This is a genomic window from Ruegeria sp. R14_0 (genome assembly GCF_017743975.1).
In the GTDB taxonomy this organism is placed as follows: Bacteria; Pseudomonadota; Alphaproteobacteria; order Rhodobacterales; family Rhodobacteraceae; genus Ruegeria.
In genome coordinates, this window is sequence record NZ_JAGHRC010000001.1 from 726045 (window position 1) to 743898 (window position 17854).

Here is a 17854-nt window from a genome sequence, read left to right on the forward strand (position 1 = left end):
CAATCGGAAAGGCAAGGCGATGACGGCTCCGAACCATGTGACGGTTGGCGGCGCTCCTGAAGGATTTGATGCGCAACTTGTGCTGAACGAGATCGCCCGTTCCGGCGGTCCGGTCTGTCACGTCGCGCGCGATGACAAGCGGATGGAGGCGATGCGGGCGGCTTTGGCCTTTTTTGCGCCGGACATACCAGTCTTCGTCTTTCCCGGGTGGGATTGTTTGCCTTATGACAGGGTCTCGCCCAATGCCGACATCGCAGCCGCGCGTGTTGCGACTCTGGCGGCACTGGTGCACCAGATGCCCGACCGGTTTGTCCTGTTGACGACGCTAAATGCCGCGACCCAGCGTGTGCCTGCGCGCGATGTGCTGCGCGAGTCTGCTTTCACCGCCCGTGTGAACCAGCGCGTTGACGAAACGGCGCTGCGAAACTTTCTGGTGCGCATGGGCTTTACCCAAAGCCCTACGGTGATGGAACCCGGCGACTATGCCATTCGCGGCGGTATCATCGACATCTTCCCGCCGGGTGAATCCGGCCCAGTACGACTGGACCTGTTCGGTGACGTGCTGGATGGTGCCCGCCGGTTTGATCCGGTCTCGCAGCGGACCACCGAGAAGCTGGATGTGGTCGAATTGGCCCCGGTGTCCGAGGTCATTCTGGATGATGCCGCCATCACCCGGTTCCGCCAGAACTATCGTATCGAGTTTGGTGCAGCTGGCACCGACGATCCGCTCTACGAAGCGGTCAGTGCAGGCCGCAAGCATCAGGGCATCGAACATTGGCTGCCGTTTTTCCACGAAAAGCTGGAAACCCTGTTCGATTATCTGCCTGAGGCATCGATCACCGTGGATGATCAGGTCACGCCCGCGCGACTGGCTCGCTGGGACACGATCGCGGATCAGTATGAAACGCGTCGGCTGGCATTGGAAAACCGCTCTCGCATGGACACGGTGTATAAGCCAACACCACCCGGATTGCTGTATCTGGATGATGCCGCCTGGGAACAGGCGGTCGGCGACCGGCGTGTGATGCAGTTCAGCCCTCTGCCACAGGCCAGTGGCCCCGGCGTGATTGACGCGGGTGGGCGTATCGGACGCAACTTTGCACCCGAGCGGCAACAGGAAAGCATCAGTCTGTTTGGTGCGCTGGCAAGCCATATCACCGACAAGATGGCCAAGGGGCCAGTCCTGATCGCATCTTACTCCGAGGGTGCCCGGGAGCGCCTGACCGGGTTGATCGAGGATGAAGGCCTGGCCGAAGCGATCCCCGTCACTGACGGCACGCGCATCGGCAAACGCGGTCTGCATCTGGCAGTCTGGGCGCTGGAGCACGGGTTCGAAACGCCCGGTTTGACCGTGATCGCCGAGCAGGACGTTCTGGGCGACCGCCTGATCCGCCAGCCCAAGAAACACCGCAAGGCCGAGAACTTCCTGACCGAGACCCAATCGCTCTCGCCCGGTGATCTGGTGGTTCATGTCGACCACGGGATCGGGCGCTATATGGGGATGGAGGTCGTGACCGCCGCCGGTGCTGCGCACGAATGCCTGCTGCTGGAATACGCGGAGCAGTCCAAGCTGTATTTGCCGGTCGAAAACATCGAACTGCTGTCGAAATACGGCCATGACGAAGGTTTGCTGGACCGTTTGGGCGGTGGCGCATGGCAGGCCAAGAAGGCCAAGCTGAAAGAGCGCATCCGCGAGATGGCGGACAAGCTGATCCGCATCGCCGCCGAGCGCGCCTTGCGCAAAGCTCCGGTCATGGATCCGCCGCCCCATGCTTGGGAAGAGTTCAGCGCACGTTTCCCATATCAGGAAACCGACGATCAGTTGCGGGCAATTTCCGAGGTGATGGAGGACATGCACTCCGGCGCGCCGATGGACCGTCTGATCTGCGGCGATGTTGGTTTCGGTAAAACCGAGGTCGCCATGCGCGCAGCCTTTGTCGCCGCCATGTCGGGCGTGCAGGTCGCTGTGATTGCGCCAACCACGTTGTTGGCCCGCCAGCACGCGGCCTCGTTCAAAGAGCGATTCCGGGGCTTCCCGCTGGAGGTGCGGCAATTGTCGCGTTTTGTATCCGCGAAGGAGGCGCAACAGACCCGCGACGGGCTGGCGCGCGGAACAGTAGATATCGTGATCGGCACCCATGCGCTGCTGGCCAAGGGCATACGGTTCAACAACCTTGGCCTGTTGATCATCGATGAGGAACAGCATTTCGGCGTCGGCCACAAAGAGCGTCTTAAACAGCTGCGCTCGGATGTGCACGTGCTGACGCTGACCGCGACGCCAATCCCACGGACCCTGCAATTGTCCCTGACCGGTGTGCGCGATCTGTCGATCATCGGCACTCCGCCTATCGACCGTTTGGCGATCCGAACCTATGTCAGCGAGTTCGATGCGGTCACGATCCGCGAGGCGCTGCTGCGCGAACATTACCGCGGCGGGCAGAGTTTCTACGTGGTTCCACGCATCTCGGACCTGCCCGAGATCGAAGAATTCCTCAAAGAACAGCTGCCCGAGCTGACCTATGTGGTTGCTCACGGGCAGATGGCGGCGGGCGAGCTCGACGATCGGATGAATGCCTTCTATGACGGCAAATACGATGTTCTGTTGGCGACCACGATTGTCGAAAGCGGGCTGGATATTCCGACCGCAAACACGATGGTTGTGCACCGGGCGGATATGTTCGGCCTTGCGCAGCTCTATCAAATTCGGGGTCGGGTGGGGCGGTCCAAAACCCGTGCCTATGCGTACCTGACAACCAAACCACGCCAGAAACTGACCGCCACGGCCGAGAAACGTCTGCGCGTTCTGGGCTCGCTGGATACCCTGGGCGCTGGTTTCACTCTGGCTTCGCAGGATCTGGATATCCGCGGCGCGGGCAACCTGTTGGGCGAAGAGCAGTCGGGCCAAATGCGCGACGTGGGCTATGAACTCTACCAGTCGATGCTGGAAGAGGCGATTGCAAAGATCAAAGCCGGTGAGATGGAGGGGCTTTCGGATGCCGACGACCAATGGGCCCCGCAGATAAATCTGGGTGTGCCGGTCCTGATCCCGGAGGACTACGTGCCCGATCTGGACGTTCGTCTGGGCCTCTATCGCCGCCTTTCATCGCTGTCGACCAAGGTCGAGCTGGAGGGATTTGCTGCGGAACTGATTGACCGGTTTGGTACATTGCCGAAAGAGGTCAACACCCTGATGCTGGTCGTGCGGATCAAGGCGATGTGCAAGCGCGCAGGCATTGCCAAGCTGGACGGGGGACCGAAGGGCGCGACGATCCAATTCCACAATGACAAGTTCGCGTCGCCTCAGGGGTTGGTCGAATTCATCCAGAACCAGAGCGGTCTGGCCAAGGTCAAGGACAACAGGATCGTGGTCCGGCGCGACTGGAAAAAGGACGCCGACAAGATCAAAGGCGCCTTTGCCATCGCACGGGATCTGGCCGAAAAAGTCATGGCTGAGAAGAAGAAAAAGGCGAAGGCCTAGTCTCCGCTGACAAAGGTGCACAGCTGCCAGTCGCCCGCGTCCGATTTCACGAACGCGGCGCGGTGGCCGGTCATGGGCCACAGGAAATCACGGTGCATGAATCCGCGGGTGCCGTCGGTCAGCATAACGGGCTGATACTCGGCGTCGTCGCGATAATTCGTGATGATGACGATCTCGTGGCTGATCTGATCCAACACGGGGGCGCCCGGCTCGGCGGCTTGCCGAAGGGTCACGTTTTGACCCGTCACATAGTAGGTCACGAACGGGTCCAATGAGGCGGGCAGGGTGATCTTCCACTGATGCGGCATCCAGAACTCGCCCTCATCATCGAAATAGCCCGGCTGGGACAGGGTGGTTTCCAGATCGCGCCAGTAGGCGTCGCCTGTGGTGAGGTGCTCGCGCAACTCTTCCGGGCCGCCCTCGCCACCGTGGCTGAGGTAGATGTCGGGGCAGGCCGCCGCGATCAGGGCGTCGGTGTTTCGGGCCGTCACGTCCGCCAATAGATCATTGCGAAAGGCCACAAGTGTCGGGTCGCTCTCTGCCTCATCGACCGGCGGAAAGGTCTGCCGGTCGGCCAGCGCAGGGCCGCAGAGTATCAGAGATAGAAGAAAGACGCGGGTCATTCGGCCGCCTTCATCGCAGCTTGCGCACAGAAGCATGAGGCCCCAACGGCCCGGTCAGCGCGCGCCAGCGCCAGATCCAGGCGCTGTTTGATCTGGCGGATTTCAACGGTTTCCCCGCGCGCTTTCAGGCAATCATGCAGGCCCTTCAAACTCCAGACATTGTCAGGATGGATTGAGGCGCGGCTGAGGGTGCCGCCCAGCCCCAGATCCTCGCGATACACCTCTTCGGCCTCGGCCACGTGTCCCTGTTCGAACAACAAAGCCCCCAGCGCATGGCGGGTGGGCTGCATCCAGCCCCAAGGTTCGTCGTAGGGCAGCGTGTCGTCCAACTCGACCGAACGGCGCAGGTGGTCATAGGCGGTGTCATAGTTACCTTTGCGATACTCGATCTCTCCGCGCAGCATTTCGCGGGCGATCTCCAAAAGGTCGATCACCCGGTTGTTGTGCAACAGCCGGGTTTCCGGCACCCGATCCTTTGCGGCCAGGAAAAGCTGTTCTTCGGCCTCGGCCTCAGCCACGTCGCCGGTCGCCGCGAATGCAATCGCACGGGCATAATGGGTCGTCGCAGTGACGGTGCGGTAGAGATCCTGATCCTCGGGCAGGGGCAGGGCTTTTGCCTCTTCCCACCGGCCAAACCGGATCAGGATATGCGGCCCCATCGACATGTAGCTTTCAAAGAAATCCGCCATGGGCGGGCTCTCGGTGCGCAGCATCTCTTCGGGGGTGGTATCCCAGATGCCCTGATTGGCGCGCAGCGCGGGTTCCATTTGACCCAGAAACAGCGCGCCGTAGATGGCGAAGTGGTAATTGTGCTGGCGATAGCCGGTATAGATGTTGAACGCACCTTCACGTTTGTAATATTTCAGGTCGGCCTCGGTCGCCTTTTCGTTCCAGTGAACGACGTTTTGATAATGCCCGCACAGCACGTCGATATGGGTGGGCATGTGGACCAAATGCCCTGCATCAGGGACCAGCGTGCGCAGGACATCCCCGGCCTTCAGCGCTTTTTCCGGGGTCGGTGACATCTCCATCAGGTGCACATACAGATGCAATAGACCGGGGTGGGACATGGCGGCCGGATCGTCGGCCATTGCGTCTTCCAGCGCTTTTTGCGCCTCCAGCGTGGCGGCCCCTTCGGCGGGCTGGCCCGTCTTCAAGTCCCACATTTGCCATGGGGTCAGGTTGAGCAACGCCTCGACATAGATCGTGCGCAGGTCGAGGTGCCTCGGCTGATCCGCAAACGCGGCGCGCATCGCATCAGCAAAATCGTGGTCCCATTGGTGCATGTCATCAACAGGATCGCGCTGAGGGTATCGCGCCGGCAGGGCGCGGATCAGCGCCTGTTCCACCGGGGTGCATCCTTCGGCCAATGCTACAGCGTTCTGCGTGGCGTCATAGGCCAAAGCCAGCGCCTTGCGTTGCCCACGGTCGTCCAACAGATTCCAGGGCAGGTTGTAATTTGGTCCCGCCGCATAGGCCACGCCCCAATGCGCCATCGCGCAATCCGGGTCGAACTCTAATGCGCGCTGAAAACAGACCACGGCCTCGTCATGATTGTAGCCGTAAGTCCAGTTCAATCCCCGATCGAACCAAAGCTGTGCCTCGGCTGAGGATGTGGTAACCGGACAGGAATAGTTTCCCAGATCGTAATAATCGCTCATCGAAAATCCCCCCTCATTATGAGGGGAGGTTAACCCGATTCACCGGTTCTGCACAGATCAGGCAAGCAGCCTGTCTTCAATCCGGCCCATATGAACCATCAGGCCAAAGCCCAGGGCGCTCATGGTCAGGATGCCAATGGCCAGGGGGGTGATCGAGCCGTCGAACAACTGACCAATGGGGGCGGCGATTGCTGCCGCGAACACGGTCGAGATTGCCCCGATCACCGATGCGGCCATTCCCGCGATATGGCCCATCGGTTCCATCGCGATGGCGTTCAGGTTGCCCATGGTCATGCCTGCCATGAAGAAAACGGCGGTCTGCCAGCTGACGAATACGGCAAAGGACAAGGTGGTCGAAAGATCGGCTGCGTTCAACAGGAGGACCCCGGTTGTAAAGATCACCTGCGCCCCCAGGGCCCATGTCACGATCCGACGCATGCCCAGCTTGATGACCAACGCCGCATTCAACAGGCTGGCCGAGCCCGACATCAGTGCGACAAAGCCGAACCAGAACGGAAAGCTCTCGGCGCTACCGTGAATGATGTCATAGACCGGCTGCACCATCGTCAGCATGGTGAACAGCATACCCAGGCATAAGGTTTGCACCATTATCGACAAACGGACGGTCGGGTGCGCAAACATCTGGCGCGCGGCATCCATCATCAGGGGCAAGCGCAGCGGGCGTCGGTTTTCGACAGCCAGTGGCTCGGGCAGGCGCAGGCCCATCCAGACGACTGTAATCAGCGAGAACAGGATGAACGACGCAAAGATACCCCGCCAGCCGGTCAGGGCAATTACGCCAGCGCCCATCATCGGCGCAATGGCGGGAACGAGCGTGAAGATCATCATCGCAATCGACACGATCCGCGCCATCTCACGGCCCGAATAGAGGTCACGGATAATCGCCATGGCCACCACCCGAGGGGCTGCGCAGCCGATGCCCTGAAAGATACGGGCGATCAGCAGCACTTCGAGAGAGGAACTGGCCCAGGCCGCAGCCGCTGAGACGATATACAGGACCGAGCCAACATAGATCACCGGTTTGCGCCCAAACGCGTCAGACAAAGGCCCGGTAAAAAACGTGCCAATTCCCATGCCCAGAACAAAGGAAGTCAGGATCAATTGCGCCTTGTTCACATCATCCGGGCTGAGTTGCGCGCCAATGTTCGGCAGGGCTGGCAGCATTGCATCGATCGAAAATGCGATCGTTGCAAACATCATTGCGATTAGTGCGATGAACTCGCCGCGAGACATGCGATTGGCCATAACGCCCTCCTGACCTGATCGCGCTATCACGGCAAATCAGGTGGCGCTAGGTGTCAAATTGCACAGGGGTCTGTGCTAATTTGCAGGAGAAGCCTCAAGTTGAGACATAATCTCGGCAATCACTTTTTCCCACATTTCAGGGGGTTGTGCGCCGGGAACGGCGTGTTGATTGGCCACGATGAAAGTCGGGACCGAATTGACGCCCATTTGCCGGGAATGGCTGTCGCGGTTGCTGATATCCTCGCGGTCGGCGTCGGATTTTAGCAGTTTCAGAACAACGGCCGCGTCCATTCCGGCGTTGTCGGCGATATCGGCCAGAACTTCGTGATCGCCAATGTCGCGGGCCTGCACGAAATAGGCATCGAACAGAGCGTCCACGATGGCGTTCTGCTTGCCCTCGATCCCGGCCCAGTGAATCAGGCGGTGCGCGTCCAGAGTATTGGGCGTGCGTTTCATACCTTCAAAGTCAATCTTGAGGCCCGCGTTCTTGGCATGTTCGACAACCGGCGCATAGGCCCGGACGGCGCCTTCCTTGCCGCCGAACTTTCGCTCAAGGTACTCGCGCCGATCCATGCCAGCGTCCGGCATGTCGGGGTTCAGCTGGAAGGGATGCCATTCGATGACAAACGGGTGGTCAGGGATCGCAGCCAGCGCCTTGTCCAGATGGGTTTTGCCGATATAGCACCACGGGCAGATCGGGTCGGACATGATATCAAGCTTGACGGTCTGGGTCATTCGTTGGTCGCCTTGAAATAGGCCGGCAGCGCCCGGCGCAGAAGTTTTCCGTTCCCGCCAGCAGGCAGTTCGGGCAGATGAATAAAGGCGCGCGGTTGCTTATAACGCGCCAGATTTGCTTCGACATAAGTGCGCAAAGCGTCATCGTCCAGTTTTTCCGGCCCGGTATAGAAGGCAGCTATCACAAATGTGTCCGGTTTGACCTCGACCGCTGCGGCCCCAACCTGAGCTATGCCGGGATAGCGAGACAGGGCGGCCTCGACCTCGACCGGCGACACGCGGTAGCCGCCCGCATTCATCATGTCGTCGTCTCGACCCAGATAGGTGATCTGCCCATCAACAGCCATCGCGCCCTGATCGCCGGTCAGGAACCAGTCGCCCTGCATGCGGGCGTCGGCCTCGTCTGGGGCGTTAAGGTAGGTCAGCATTAGCCCGGGGTCCGACCGGTGAACCGCAATCGTGCCTTCCTGACCTTGCGGCACTGGCCCGTCCGGCCTCAGAATTGCCACCCGACGGCCGGGCTGCGGCTGCCCCAACGCATCGCCCCGCGCCGGATGGGCCGGGCTGGAGGAAATGAAGGTCGAACACTCGGACATGCCATAGGCCTCATAAAGCTCTGTTCCGGTCGTATCTACCCATCGTTCATGCAGGTGGCGCGGCAGCTTTTCTCCTGCGCACAGCCCATGGCGCAAATCTGGGAGGGTGACCGTATCACCCGCGTTCAGAACCTTTCGGAAGACCCCCGGGGCGGCCGCGAAAATGGTGGCCTGATGCTGGTGCAACAGGGCGGGCAGGTCGTTTAGGTCGGTCCCGGGTTCCGGGATCAAGGCGGTGGCCCCGATCGTCCAGGGATCCATCAAGCCCGTCCCCAGCGTGTAGGTCCAGTTGAACGCGCCTGCGTGGCACAACCGATCCGTTTCGCGCAGGCCATACCAGCCATCGACCATCATCTGACGCGCCCAGATGGCGCGGTGCGCGTGGGCCACGGCCCTTGGTTTGCCTGACGTGCCCGAGGTGTAGACCACGTAACCCATCCGGTCCGGATCACCCATCTGGAACGCAGCCGGGGGCAGATCACGCATCGCGGTCAGATCGCTCAGTTTGATCTGAACAGGGTGCGCAGCGCAGGCGACCGCTGGGTCGCGCAGAACTGCGGCCGGTTTCAGATCATCGATCATGCGCGCCGTTTCAGGTTCGGTCAGTTGCGAGGAGGTCGGAACGGGGACAATACCAACAGAAATCGCGCCCAGATACGCAATCGGGAAATCAACCGTGTTCCCCAATCGCATCAACGCGATGTCACCTGGTGCCAACCCGGCCTGCAATAACCCCGTTCCAGTGCCAAGAATGGCCTGTTTCAGGTCTCCATAGGTCCAATTCTGTGCACCGTCAGAGCCCAGCACGGACAAAGCCGTTTTGTCGGAAAGCCTATCCGCACTGCGCAGCACATGGGCGGCCAGGTTGAACGGAGACGGGCAGGGCGGAGGCGGCCCCTGATCGAATATCGAAAGCATGACAACTGGCTAGCGCGACCACTGGTACGTTGCAAGCAGGACGGGCTGCGCCTATAGAATGACGCATGAGCACCCAAGACCAGACATCGTTGATCCGCATCGCGCGCGACACGGGCGAACATACGGAAGTGGAACCGCTGGACCTCGGCGCGCGCGTGCGCGAGCTGCGCAAAGCCCGGAAATGGACGCTGGAACAGGCGGCAAGCCAGGCCGGTCTAGCACGTTCAACGCTCAGCAAGATCGAGAACGGGCAGATGTCGCCCACGTATGACGCGCTGAAAAAGCTCGCGACCGGTCTTGAGATCTCGGTGCCGCAGTTGTTCACGCCGCCGCAGCGCGAGCAGGTGATTGGGCGGATGGCCGTGACACGGATGGGTGAGGGGTCGGCGCATCCCACCACGACCTACGAACATGAGCTGCTGGCCGATACGCTGACCAAAAAGCAGATGCTGCCCTATCGTGCGCGTGTTCGTGCGCGGTCAATGGATGAGTTCGATGGCTGGGTTCGCCATGATGGGGAAGAATTCCTGTATGTGCTGACGGGTGTGGTGCGTCTTTATACCGAGTTCTACGAACCCGTCGAAATGCGCCGTGGTGACAGCGCGTATTACGACGGCAGCATGGGGCATAACGTCATCTCGGTCAGTGACGAAGACGCAATGATCCTGTGGGTGACATCACTTACTTAACGAGCGGCTGAATTCGCGATTCAAACCTTCTGTGAACAGAAAGTCCTCAAGTTCTTCGTGGGCTTCGTTCACGGTCAGCTGGTGGCATTCGGCCAGATATGCCTCGAAACGTTTACGGTCCTTGCTGACCCGCACCATGTCCTGGTCTTTCAGGTTCGGAAAACGTCGCTTGGCGCGCGCATACATTGCATCCCAGTCTTGCGTTAGATCGGTCCATTTCAACATCAGCGATCTTTCCGTTTAATCGGTTACACAACTGCTCGGCCTGAGATTCAGGGTACGAATGCAAAGGGGATGGTCGGGCATGACAAAATGTCGCACCCTATGGGGGCTGATGGTCGGGATGAAAATGCCCGTTGCAGCCAACCCGCAACGGGCAGACGGACCTAATTTTTGAGTGAGTGGAGGCCGGTCCGTAAATTCAATGTGCTACGGATCGGGCGAAGAGTTATGTCTCGAATTCTAAAGATATAATCAATTCGCATCAAACGCGTAACTATTGGGCAAGGCTATACCGGCGGAACCGGTTCCGTAAAGCCTTTTGTATGAGTTTTTTTGTCGAATACCCGCATTAGGGGAAATCACAACATCTTGCGAGGGGCGGTGTGCGGCATGCCAAATGTGGCGTGCCTGCGTGTTGTGCTGATTTCCGCCGATCTTCGTGGGGCAGTTTATTCCTCGTACCACCAGACCTGCGGCATGTATTCCGGACCATCGCCGTAGATCGGCAGAGTCTCGGGCTGTTTCAGTTCTTTGGCATGGGCGATCCGGCCGACATCGAAGTTCCAGATCGGAATGACATAGCGCCCAGCGGTCAGAACACGATCAAGCGCACGCGTGGCTGAAACGAAATCCTCGTGGCTTTCCGAGGCCAGCATGGCGTCAATCAAACCGTCCACGGCGGATGAGGCGACACCCATCAGGTTCCGGGTTCCCGGCGTGTCCGCGGTCTCGCTGCCCCAATACAGACGTTGTTCGTTGCCCGGCGAGAGTGACAGCGCGCGGCGGAAAAAGGTCATGTCGAAGTCCAGTTCGGACGTGCGCGCCGTGAACTGGGCGCTGTCGACCTGTTCGGTGGTCACTTGAATGCCCAGACGCTCCAGCGCGCGCGAATAAATCTCAATGGCCGTTTCGCTTTCTGTATCACCCTGCTGCAGGAGGACAGTCAGGGTAAAAGCGTCACCGTTTGCGTTACGCAGCACACCGTCCTGAATGGTCCAGCCTGCCTCGGCCAGAAGGTTGGTTGCAGCGCGGATGTTCTTGCGGTTGCGCGCCGATCCATCACTTTCGGGCAAGGTGTAGCCTTCCAGCGTGCCCGGTGGCAGGTCGTCCTGAAAGGTCAACAACAGTTCTTCGACGCGTCCGGTGGCCGGGCCGGGTTGCATGGCCAGGTCCGAGCCCGAGAAATACGAGGTGATCCGCGGTTGGGCACCGCCGGTGATCGTGTCGTTGATGAATTCGAAGTTGAACGCCAGCGTCAGCGCCTCGCGCACGCGCCAGTCGTCGAACGGAGCCTTGCGGGTGTTCATGACAAAGCCCGTCATCCCGGATGGTTTTCCATGCGGGATCTCGGTCTTGATCACATCGCCACGTTGCACGGCGGGAAAGTTATACTGCGTGGCCCATTTGTCGGCGTTGAACTCACGCACGGCGGTCAGCTCTCCGGCTTTGAACGCCTCGAACAGAACAGTGCCGTCGCCGTAGAATTCGATCCGCATTTCATCCAGGTTCATGGTGCCTTTTCGGAACGGAATATCGGCGCCCCAATAGTCGGGGTTGCGTTTCAGGTTCACGAAGCGCCCGGCTTCATAGCTGTCGACGACATAAGGGCCGGTTCCGACCGGAATGTCATGCAGCCCGGCATCGGCAAAATCTTTGCCTTCCCACTGCGCCTTTTGCAGGATCGGGCGCAGACCGGCGATCAGGGCAAGTTCGCGATCGGGTTCGTTAAAGCTGATCCGAACCGAGCGCGGACCGGTTTGTTCGATACTGTCGATCTTGCCCCACAAACCGCGGTACCGCAGATGCCCCTCGGTGCCCAACGTCTCATACGACCAGATCACATCATCCACGGTCACCGGGGTGCCATCGGAAAATTCAGCGTTTTCGCGCAGGGTAAATTCGACCCAAGAGCGGTCGGGCGCAGTCTCAACTGATTCGGCTAACAACCCGTAAAGTGTGAAAGGTTCGTCCCAAGAGCGGCCCATCAGGCTCTCGTGGGTCCAAAACCGTAGCTGCCAGGGCGAGCTGCCTTTTTGCACGAAGGGGTTCAAACTGTTATAGCCGCCGGTGTTTCCAAACACGACCTTGCCACCTTTGGGCGCATCCGGATTCGCGTAGGGCAGGGACACAAAATCCGGTGGTAGAGCGGGGTCACCGTACATAGCTATGCCATGAGCCGAATCTGCATGCGCAATTGCAGCCCCCAAAAGGACGGTGATTCCCGCGACGAGGGGGCGAACGGGGCGGAGAAAATTGGGGCTCATTTTGGAAACAATCCTGCTCTGGCCTTATTTTGTTGGGATTCACCGTAGCGATGATTTTTCTTATTATCAAACTTTTAGCTTGGACGAAGGCGCGGAATTGCTTATAAAGGATGCACTGCTCGATAGGTTTCTTGCCTGTATGAAACCTGCCTCAATAACTTAACGCCCGCTTCGTGCGGGCGTTTTTTTTGCGCTTTTCCGGCTCGGATGCGCGGGCGGAATGTTTCCCCGTTTTCTTTGCAGATGCAGCATGGCACTGTATCGCCAAAGTGGACCTTCAGGGAGTTCGGCCATGAGCCTTTCGGGAAAAACAGCCATCATCACCGGATCGAATTCAGGGATCGGATTGGGCGTCGCGCGCGAGCTGGCCAAGGCCGGAGCCAATGTGGTTCTGAATTCATTCACGGATCGCGATGAGGATCATGCTTTGGCTGCCGAGATCTCGCAAGAGACCGGCACCAGTGCGCGCTACATCAAAGCGGATATGTCAAAGGGGGACGAATGCCGCGCCCTGATCGAACAGGCGGGGGCTTGCGATATTCTGGTGAACAATGCGGGTATTCAGCATGTTGCACCCGTTGATCAGTTCCCAGTCGAAAAGTGGGATGCGATTATCGCCATCAATATGAATTCGGCCTTTCACACGATGGCAGCGGCTTTGCCGATGATGCGCGAAGCGGGCTGGGGCCGGATCGTGAATATTGCCTCGGCGCACGGATTGACGGCGTCGCCGTTCAAATCGGCCTACATCGCCGCCAAGCATGGCGTGGTCGGGATGACCAAATCGGTCGCGCTGGAAACCGCGCAAGAGCCGATCACGTGTAATGCGATCTGTCCGGGTTATGTGCTGACCCCACTGGTCGAAGCGCAAATTCCGAATACCATGAAGGAATACAACATGAGCCGCGAGGACGTGATCAAGAACGTCATGCTTGAACGGCAACCTTCGAAAGAGTTCGCGACAGTTGAGCAGATGGGGGGAACCACGGTCTTCCTGTGCTCGGACGCGGCGGCGCAAATCACGGGAACCACGATTTCCGTCGACGGTGGGTGGACAGCATTGTGAGGCGCCATGGGGGCTCTGCCCCCAAACCCCCGGAGTATTTCGGAAAAGATGAAGGGGTCACGTCGTGAAACGGATCAATCTGGCATTGCAGGGCGGGGGCGCGCATGGAGCGTTCACCTGGGGTGTTCTCGACCGGCTTTTGGACGAAGACGATATCGAGGTTGCGGCCATCACTGGAACTTCGGCCGGGGCGCTGAACGGCGCCGCGTTCAAATCCGGGATGGTTCACAATGGGCGCGACGGTGCGCGGGCCTGTCTGGACGGTCTTTGGGCACAGATGGGGGCCGTCGGCGACATGCGTCTTGCCAACTGGATGCAGGCGGTCGAGCCGGCGCAGATCTCGCAGGCGATGGAGTATTCCTTGCCGTTCTCCGTCGGCGATACCGTGTCTCGTCTGGTGTCGCCCTATGCTTACGGTCCGTTCTATCGCAATCCGTTGCAGCAGGTGGTCGACACGTTCAACTTTGACGAAGTTTGTGCAGATCAGGGACCACAGCTTTTTGTCTGTGCGACCTGTGTGCGCAGCGGCAAAATCCGGGTGTTTACTGGCGAAGAGGTTTCGACGGACGCGATCCTGGCCTCTGCCTGTCTTCCAAACCTGTTCAAGGCGATTGAGATATTCGATCCCAAGTCGGGCCGGACCGAGGCGTATTGGGATGGCGGATATACAGGGAACCCGGCGCTTTATCCGCTGTTCAATGACGGTTTGCCCGACGACGTGGTGATTGTGAATATCAATCCGCTGGAACGGGATGAGGTACCAAAAACACCGCAGCAGATTCAGAACCGGATCAATGAGATCAGCTTTAATTCGTCGCTTCTGCGTGAGCTGCGGGCGATCAATTTCGTGCAGCGCCTGTTGGCCGAAGGCAAGCTGAAGGCGGGCGAGATGAGCCGGGTGCTGGTCCATATGATCGCGGATGACGCGTTGATGAACGATCTGTCCGTCGCGACCAAGACGGTTCCGAACCCTGTGATCCTGCACAAGCTGAAAGACGCGGGCCGCGCTGCTGCGGATCGGTTTCTGGCGGATCACAAGGATGATCTGGGCGAGCGCAGCTCGGTCAACCTGCCCGAGATGTTCAGCTGATCACTCGGGCGGCTGTGTGGGGTCTTTGTCGTTGGGATAGACAAGGCCTGCCGAGATCACCAGCTTTGCCGCGTCCTCGATGGACATATCCAGAAGAATTACGTCTTCGGCCGGGAAAAACAGCAAAAAGCCTGAGGTCGGGTTGGGCGTGGTCGGGACAAAAACGCTGAGAAGATCCCCACCGGTTTCGGCACGCTCGGCGACTTCGCCCTTGGCGGTGGTCGAGACAAAGCCAATCGCCCAGATTCCACGGCGCGGATACTGGATCAGGCAGGCCTTTTCAAAGGACCGCTCGGTCTGGGCGAACACCGTCTCGGAAATCTGCTTGATACCCGAATAGATCGAACGGACGACCGGCATCCGGTTCACAAGGCTTTCGGCGAAATGGATCAGTGAGCGCCCGAGGATACCTTTGGCGATCCAGCCGACAACCACGGTAAAGGCCAGGAAAATGACCACCCCGACACCGCGCAGGTTGATGCCCACGTATTCTTGCGGCTGAAACCGCTGAGGAATCAACGGCAGCACCGCGCTGTCGATCCAGCCGACAACCGACCAGATCAGCCAGATCGTCAACCACACAGGTGCAATGACGACGATACCGGTCAGGAACGACGCCCGCAGCCGGGACAACAGGCCCGGTCGGCGATGCGGTTCTTCGTCAAAAGGTGTGTTCATTGCGATCCTGAGCGGCTTTGTGCCGAATTAGTTAAGCAGTCCGGTGCCTTGGTACAATAGCTTTATGTCAATCGCTCCGGTCCGCCAGCGCGCGTGCAATACCAGCCGCAAGACGGGCATTGTTGCGCACCAGCGCAATGTTTGCAGTCAGCGAACGCCCCTCGGTCTGTTCGTAAATCCGCTGCAGCAGGTAAGGCGTGACACCCTTGCCGCTGATGCGGTGGGCGTTGGCATCGGATTGCGCCGAGGCAATGATCGGGGCCAGTTCTTCGGCCGGGATTTGATCGTCGGCGGGGATTGGGTTGGCGACCAGCTGGCCACCGGGCAGACCCAGTGCACGGCGTGTCGCGTGTGCCGTGGCGATGTCTTCGGCGCTATCCATGCGCAGCGGCGCGGCGTAAGGCGATTTCGCCGACCAGAAGGCCGGGAATTCGTCCTGCCCGTAGGCGATGATCGGAACGCCGAGCGTTTCAAGAACCTCGAGTGTTTTGGCAAGATCCAGGATTGCCTTGGCCCCCGCTGCCACGACCGTCACCGGGGACTGCGCCAGTTCGTGCAGGTCGGCCGAGATGTCGAACGTCGTCTCGGCACCCTGATGCACACCACCGATACCGCCGGTGGCAAACACCTCGATCCCTGCATAATGCGCGGCGATCATCGTGGCCGCGACCGTGGTCGCGCCGGTGCCGCCGGTGGCCACGCAGGCGGCCATGTCGGCGCGGGACAGTTTGGCGACGCCTTGTGCCTGACCCAGCGCTTTCAGCTCGTCGGCTTCCAGACCCACATGCAGCTTGCCCTTGATTACCGCCATCGTGGCCGGAACCGCGCCTGCGTCGCGGATGTCTTGTTCGACCTGTGCCGCTACCTCGATGTTCTGAGGGTAAGGCATCCCGTGCGTGATGATGGTGCTTTCCAGCGCGACGATGGGTTGGCCTGCGTCTTTGGCGGCGCGGACCTCGGCGGAATATTGGATGTCGATCACAGTGGGGTTTCTCCGGATACGTATGTTGCGGCGGCGTTCAGGGCGCGGGTCAGAGCCTCTTCGTTCGATGCGCCACCGGCCTCTGAGGCGATATGAGCCGCCATGAATGTATCGCCTGCGCCGGTCACGCGAGTGACCAGAACGGACGGGGGTGTTTGTGTCAGGATTTCATCCGCGCTGCCCACAGTGGCCGAGTTTCCTCCGTCGGTGACCAGCACGCGCAGCGCGCCACGGTCTAGCAAACCCTTGGCAGCGGATTCGGAATCGGCGAATTCGCGTTGGCACAACAGGCCGGCTTCTTCGAGGTTCACATAGAGCGTGGCGCGCGCATGTTTCAGGAAGGGCAGCAGACGCTCGGCCTTACCGGGCGAGGCCGGGGCCACGCGCAGATCTGCACGCGCAAAGGCGGGGCTTTGGGCAATTTCCTCAAGCAGGTTTAGCGTCAGGTTGCCATCCAGCGCGATCGGGCCCTCGAACGGTGCGTTTTCGTACCCCAGCGGTCCATGCATCAGCGGGCGCAGGATTTTGGCCCCTGCGGCCTCAAGCGAATGGGCATCGGCAATGGCCGCGATCAGGCCGTTGGCCCCTTCGACCGCCATGTACCGATCGGTCGGCAAATCCTGCGAGCGATAGACGTGATCGGTCACCATGCCCAGCCGGGCACAGGAATTGATCAGCTCATCCCCTTCGGGATCGCGGCCAATAGCGGTCAGCAGGGTGGGAGTCATGCCAAAGCGCACAAGCGTCATGGCGATGTTCATCGCCACGCCACCGGGCAGGCGGGTGATCCGTCCTGGCACGTCCGAACCCTGCCGCATGGCGCTGGCAGACCGGCCAATCACGTCCCACAGGACCGAGCCAATGCAAAGGATGTCGCTGTTCTGAGTCATGTGATCGTCATGCCGCAGGCCCCGCGCAGGTTCAAGGGTCAACGCTCACATCGCGTCGGTAAGAACCTTGAGCGCTGCGGCGGGGTCATCCTGAGACCAAATCTCTTCGCCGATGCCAAAGAAATCGGTATGCGGGGCGAGGTCGCGGATCAGGTCAGTCGTCAGGCCGCCTTCGGCCACCACCGGCACTTCGATCATTTCCGACCACCACTGGAACAGGTCTTTCTCGGCTACAGTACCGTCCCCCAGTGTCGACGCGCTCACAGGTCCAAAGGCCACGTAATCAGCACCTGCTTCGCCAGCGGTCATCCCGTCATGGCTGGAGGCCCCGCAGAAGCTGCCGACAATCGCGTCCGCGCCCAGTTCCTTGCGCGCCGCGCGCACCGAACGGGCCGCGTCGTCCAAATGCACTCCGTCCAGTCCCAGCCGTTGCGCCAGCAGGACATGGTTCGAAATCACCAGCGCCACATCGCGGGCATGCGCAACCTCGCGGCAGGCATCGGCCGCGCGCGCGATCGTGTCCTCATCGCTGCCCGCAAGCGCCAGGCGGATACAGGCGATCTCGGCACTGTCGAGCACACTGGCCAAACGGTTGGGGAAGGTGCTCAACTCGATGGTCGGCGGCGTGATCAGGTAAATCTGCGGCTGCTCGGGGGTGTCCATTGGCGCGTCCTTCGCTTTCAGTCTTTTGCGCGG

15 protein-coding genes are annotated in these 17854 nt (G+C 60.0%); 4 read left to right on the forward strand and 11 right to left on the reverse strand.

Annotated features, from left to right (window positions below; all coding sequences use genetic code 11):
- The first annotated feature begins 19 nt into the window (after positions 1–19).
- The gene (gene mfd, locus J7416_RS03625; RefSeq protein WP_209223145.1) at positions 20–3478 is read left to right on the forward strand and encodes a transcription-repair coupling factor; all 3459 of its coding nucleotides are present in this window, start codon (positions 20–22) and stop codon (positions 3476–3478) included.
- Here the strand turns inward: mfd and J7416_RS03630 are convergent.
- From J7416_RS03630 to J7416_RS03650, 5 genes are all read right to left on the reverse strand, one after another.
- Positions 3475–4101, reverse strand: a complete 627-nt coding sequence (locus tag J7416_RS03630; protein ID WP_209223147.1) for an SH3 domain-containing protein — start codon at positions 4099–4101, stop codon at positions 3475–3477. The genes mfd and J7416_RS03630 overlap by 4 nt on opposite strands.
- Positions 4098–5762, reverse strand: coding sequence for a tetratricopeptide repeat protein (locus J7416_RS03635; RefSeq protein ID WP_209223149.1), 1665 nt, complete (start codon positions 5760–5762; stop codon positions 4098–4100). The genes J7416_RS03630 and J7416_RS03635 overlap by 4 nt, the downstream gene beginning before the upstream one ends.
- A gap of 57 nt (positions 5763–5819) precedes the next feature.
- A complete protein-coding gene (locus tag J7416_RS03640; protein WP_209223151.1) occupies positions 5820–7028 on the reverse strand; it encodes a multidrug effflux MFS transporter in 1209 nt (402 codons plus the stop codon).
- A 75-nt stretch (positions 7029–7103) separates the two neighbouring features.
- Entirely contained in the window at positions 7104–7763 is a 660-nt protein-coding gene (locus J7416_RS03645; RefSeq protein ID WP_209223153.1) for a DsbA family oxidoreductase, read from the reverse strand.
- The gene (locus J7416_RS03650) at positions 7760–9277 is read right to left on the reverse strand and encodes a class I adenylate-forming enzyme family protein (protein WP_209223155.1); all 1518 of its coding nucleotides are present in this window, start codon (positions 9275–9277) and stop codon (positions 7760–7762) included. The genes J7416_RS03645 and J7416_RS03650 overlap by 4 nt, the downstream gene beginning before the upstream one ends.
- A gap of 65 nt (positions 9278–9342) precedes the next feature.
- On the opposite strand from J7416_RS03650, the gene J7416_RS03655 reads away from it, so the two are divergent.
- On the forward strand, positions 9343–9966 hold the full coding sequence (locus J7416_RS03655; RefSeq protein WP_209223157.1) for an XRE family transcriptional regulator: 624 nt from the start codon (positions 9343–9345) through the stop codon (positions 9964–9966).
- Here the strand turns inward: J7416_RS03655 and J7416_RS03660 are convergent.
- Together J7416_RS03660 and J7416_RS03665 are read right to left on the reverse strand one after the other, a co-directional pair.
- On the reverse strand, positions 9955–10191 hold the full coding sequence (locus J7416_RS03660) for a hypothetical protein (protein ID WP_209223159.1): 237 nt from the start codon (positions 10189–10191) through the stop codon (positions 9955–9957). The genes J7416_RS03655 and J7416_RS03660 overlap by 12 nt on opposite strands.
- A gap of 446 nt (positions 10192–10637) precedes the next feature.
- Complete coding sequence (locus J7416_RS03665; RefSeq protein WP_209223161.1) at positions 10638–12452, reverse strand: extracellular solute-binding protein; 1815 nt, start codon at positions 12450–12452, stop codon at positions 10638–10640.
- A gap of 292 nt (positions 12453–12744) precedes the next feature.
- On the opposite strand from J7416_RS03665, the gene J7416_RS03670 reads away from it, so the two are divergent.
- Positions 12745–13518 carry a 3-hydroxybutyrate dehydrogenase gene (locus J7416_RS03670; RefSeq protein ID WP_209223163.1) on the forward strand — a complete coding sequence of 258 codons (774 nt, stop codon included), beginning with the start codon at positions 12745–12747 and terminating at the stop codon, positions 13516–13518.
- A 64-nt stretch (positions 13519–13582) separates the two neighbouring features.
- Positions 13583–14608 (forward strand): patatin-like phospholipase family protein, encoded by a 1026-nt coding sequence (locus J7416_RS03675; protein ID WP_209223165.1) that lies wholly within the window; start codon positions 13583–13585, stop codon positions 14606–14608.
- Here J7416_RS03675 and J7416_RS03680 read toward each other — a convergent pair whose 3' ends face one another.
- The 4 genes from J7416_RS03680 to J7416_RS03695 all read right to left on the reverse strand — a co-directional run bounded on the left by J7416_RS03680 (position 14609) and on the right by J7416_RS03695 (position 17821).
- Positions 14609–15286, reverse strand: a complete 678-nt coding sequence (locus J7416_RS03680; RefSeq protein ID WP_209223167.1) for a DUF502 domain-containing protein — start codon at positions 15284–15286, stop codon at positions 14609–14611.
- Positions 15287–15353: 67 nt separating this feature from the next.
- Complete coding sequence (locus tag J7416_RS03685) at positions 15354–16268, reverse strand: pseudouridine-5'-phosphate glycosidase (protein ID WP_209223169.1); 915 nt, start codon at positions 16266–16268, stop codon at positions 15354–15356.
- Positions 16265–17158 carry a PfkB family carbohydrate kinase gene (locus J7416_RS03690; RefSeq protein ID WP_209223171.1) on the reverse strand — a complete coding sequence of 298 codons (894 nt, stop codon included), beginning with the start codon at positions 17156–17158 and terminating at the stop codon, positions 16265–16267. The genes J7416_RS03685 and J7416_RS03690 overlap by 4 nt, the downstream gene beginning before the upstream one ends.
- A gap of 45 nt (positions 17159–17203) precedes the next feature.
- Positions 17204–17821: a thiamine phosphate synthase gene (locus J7416_RS03695; protein ID WP_209223173.1), complete on the reverse strand. Its 618-nt coding sequence runs from the start codon at positions 17819–17821 to the stop codon at positions 17204–17206.
- Positions 17822–17854 lie beyond the last annotated feature (33 nt).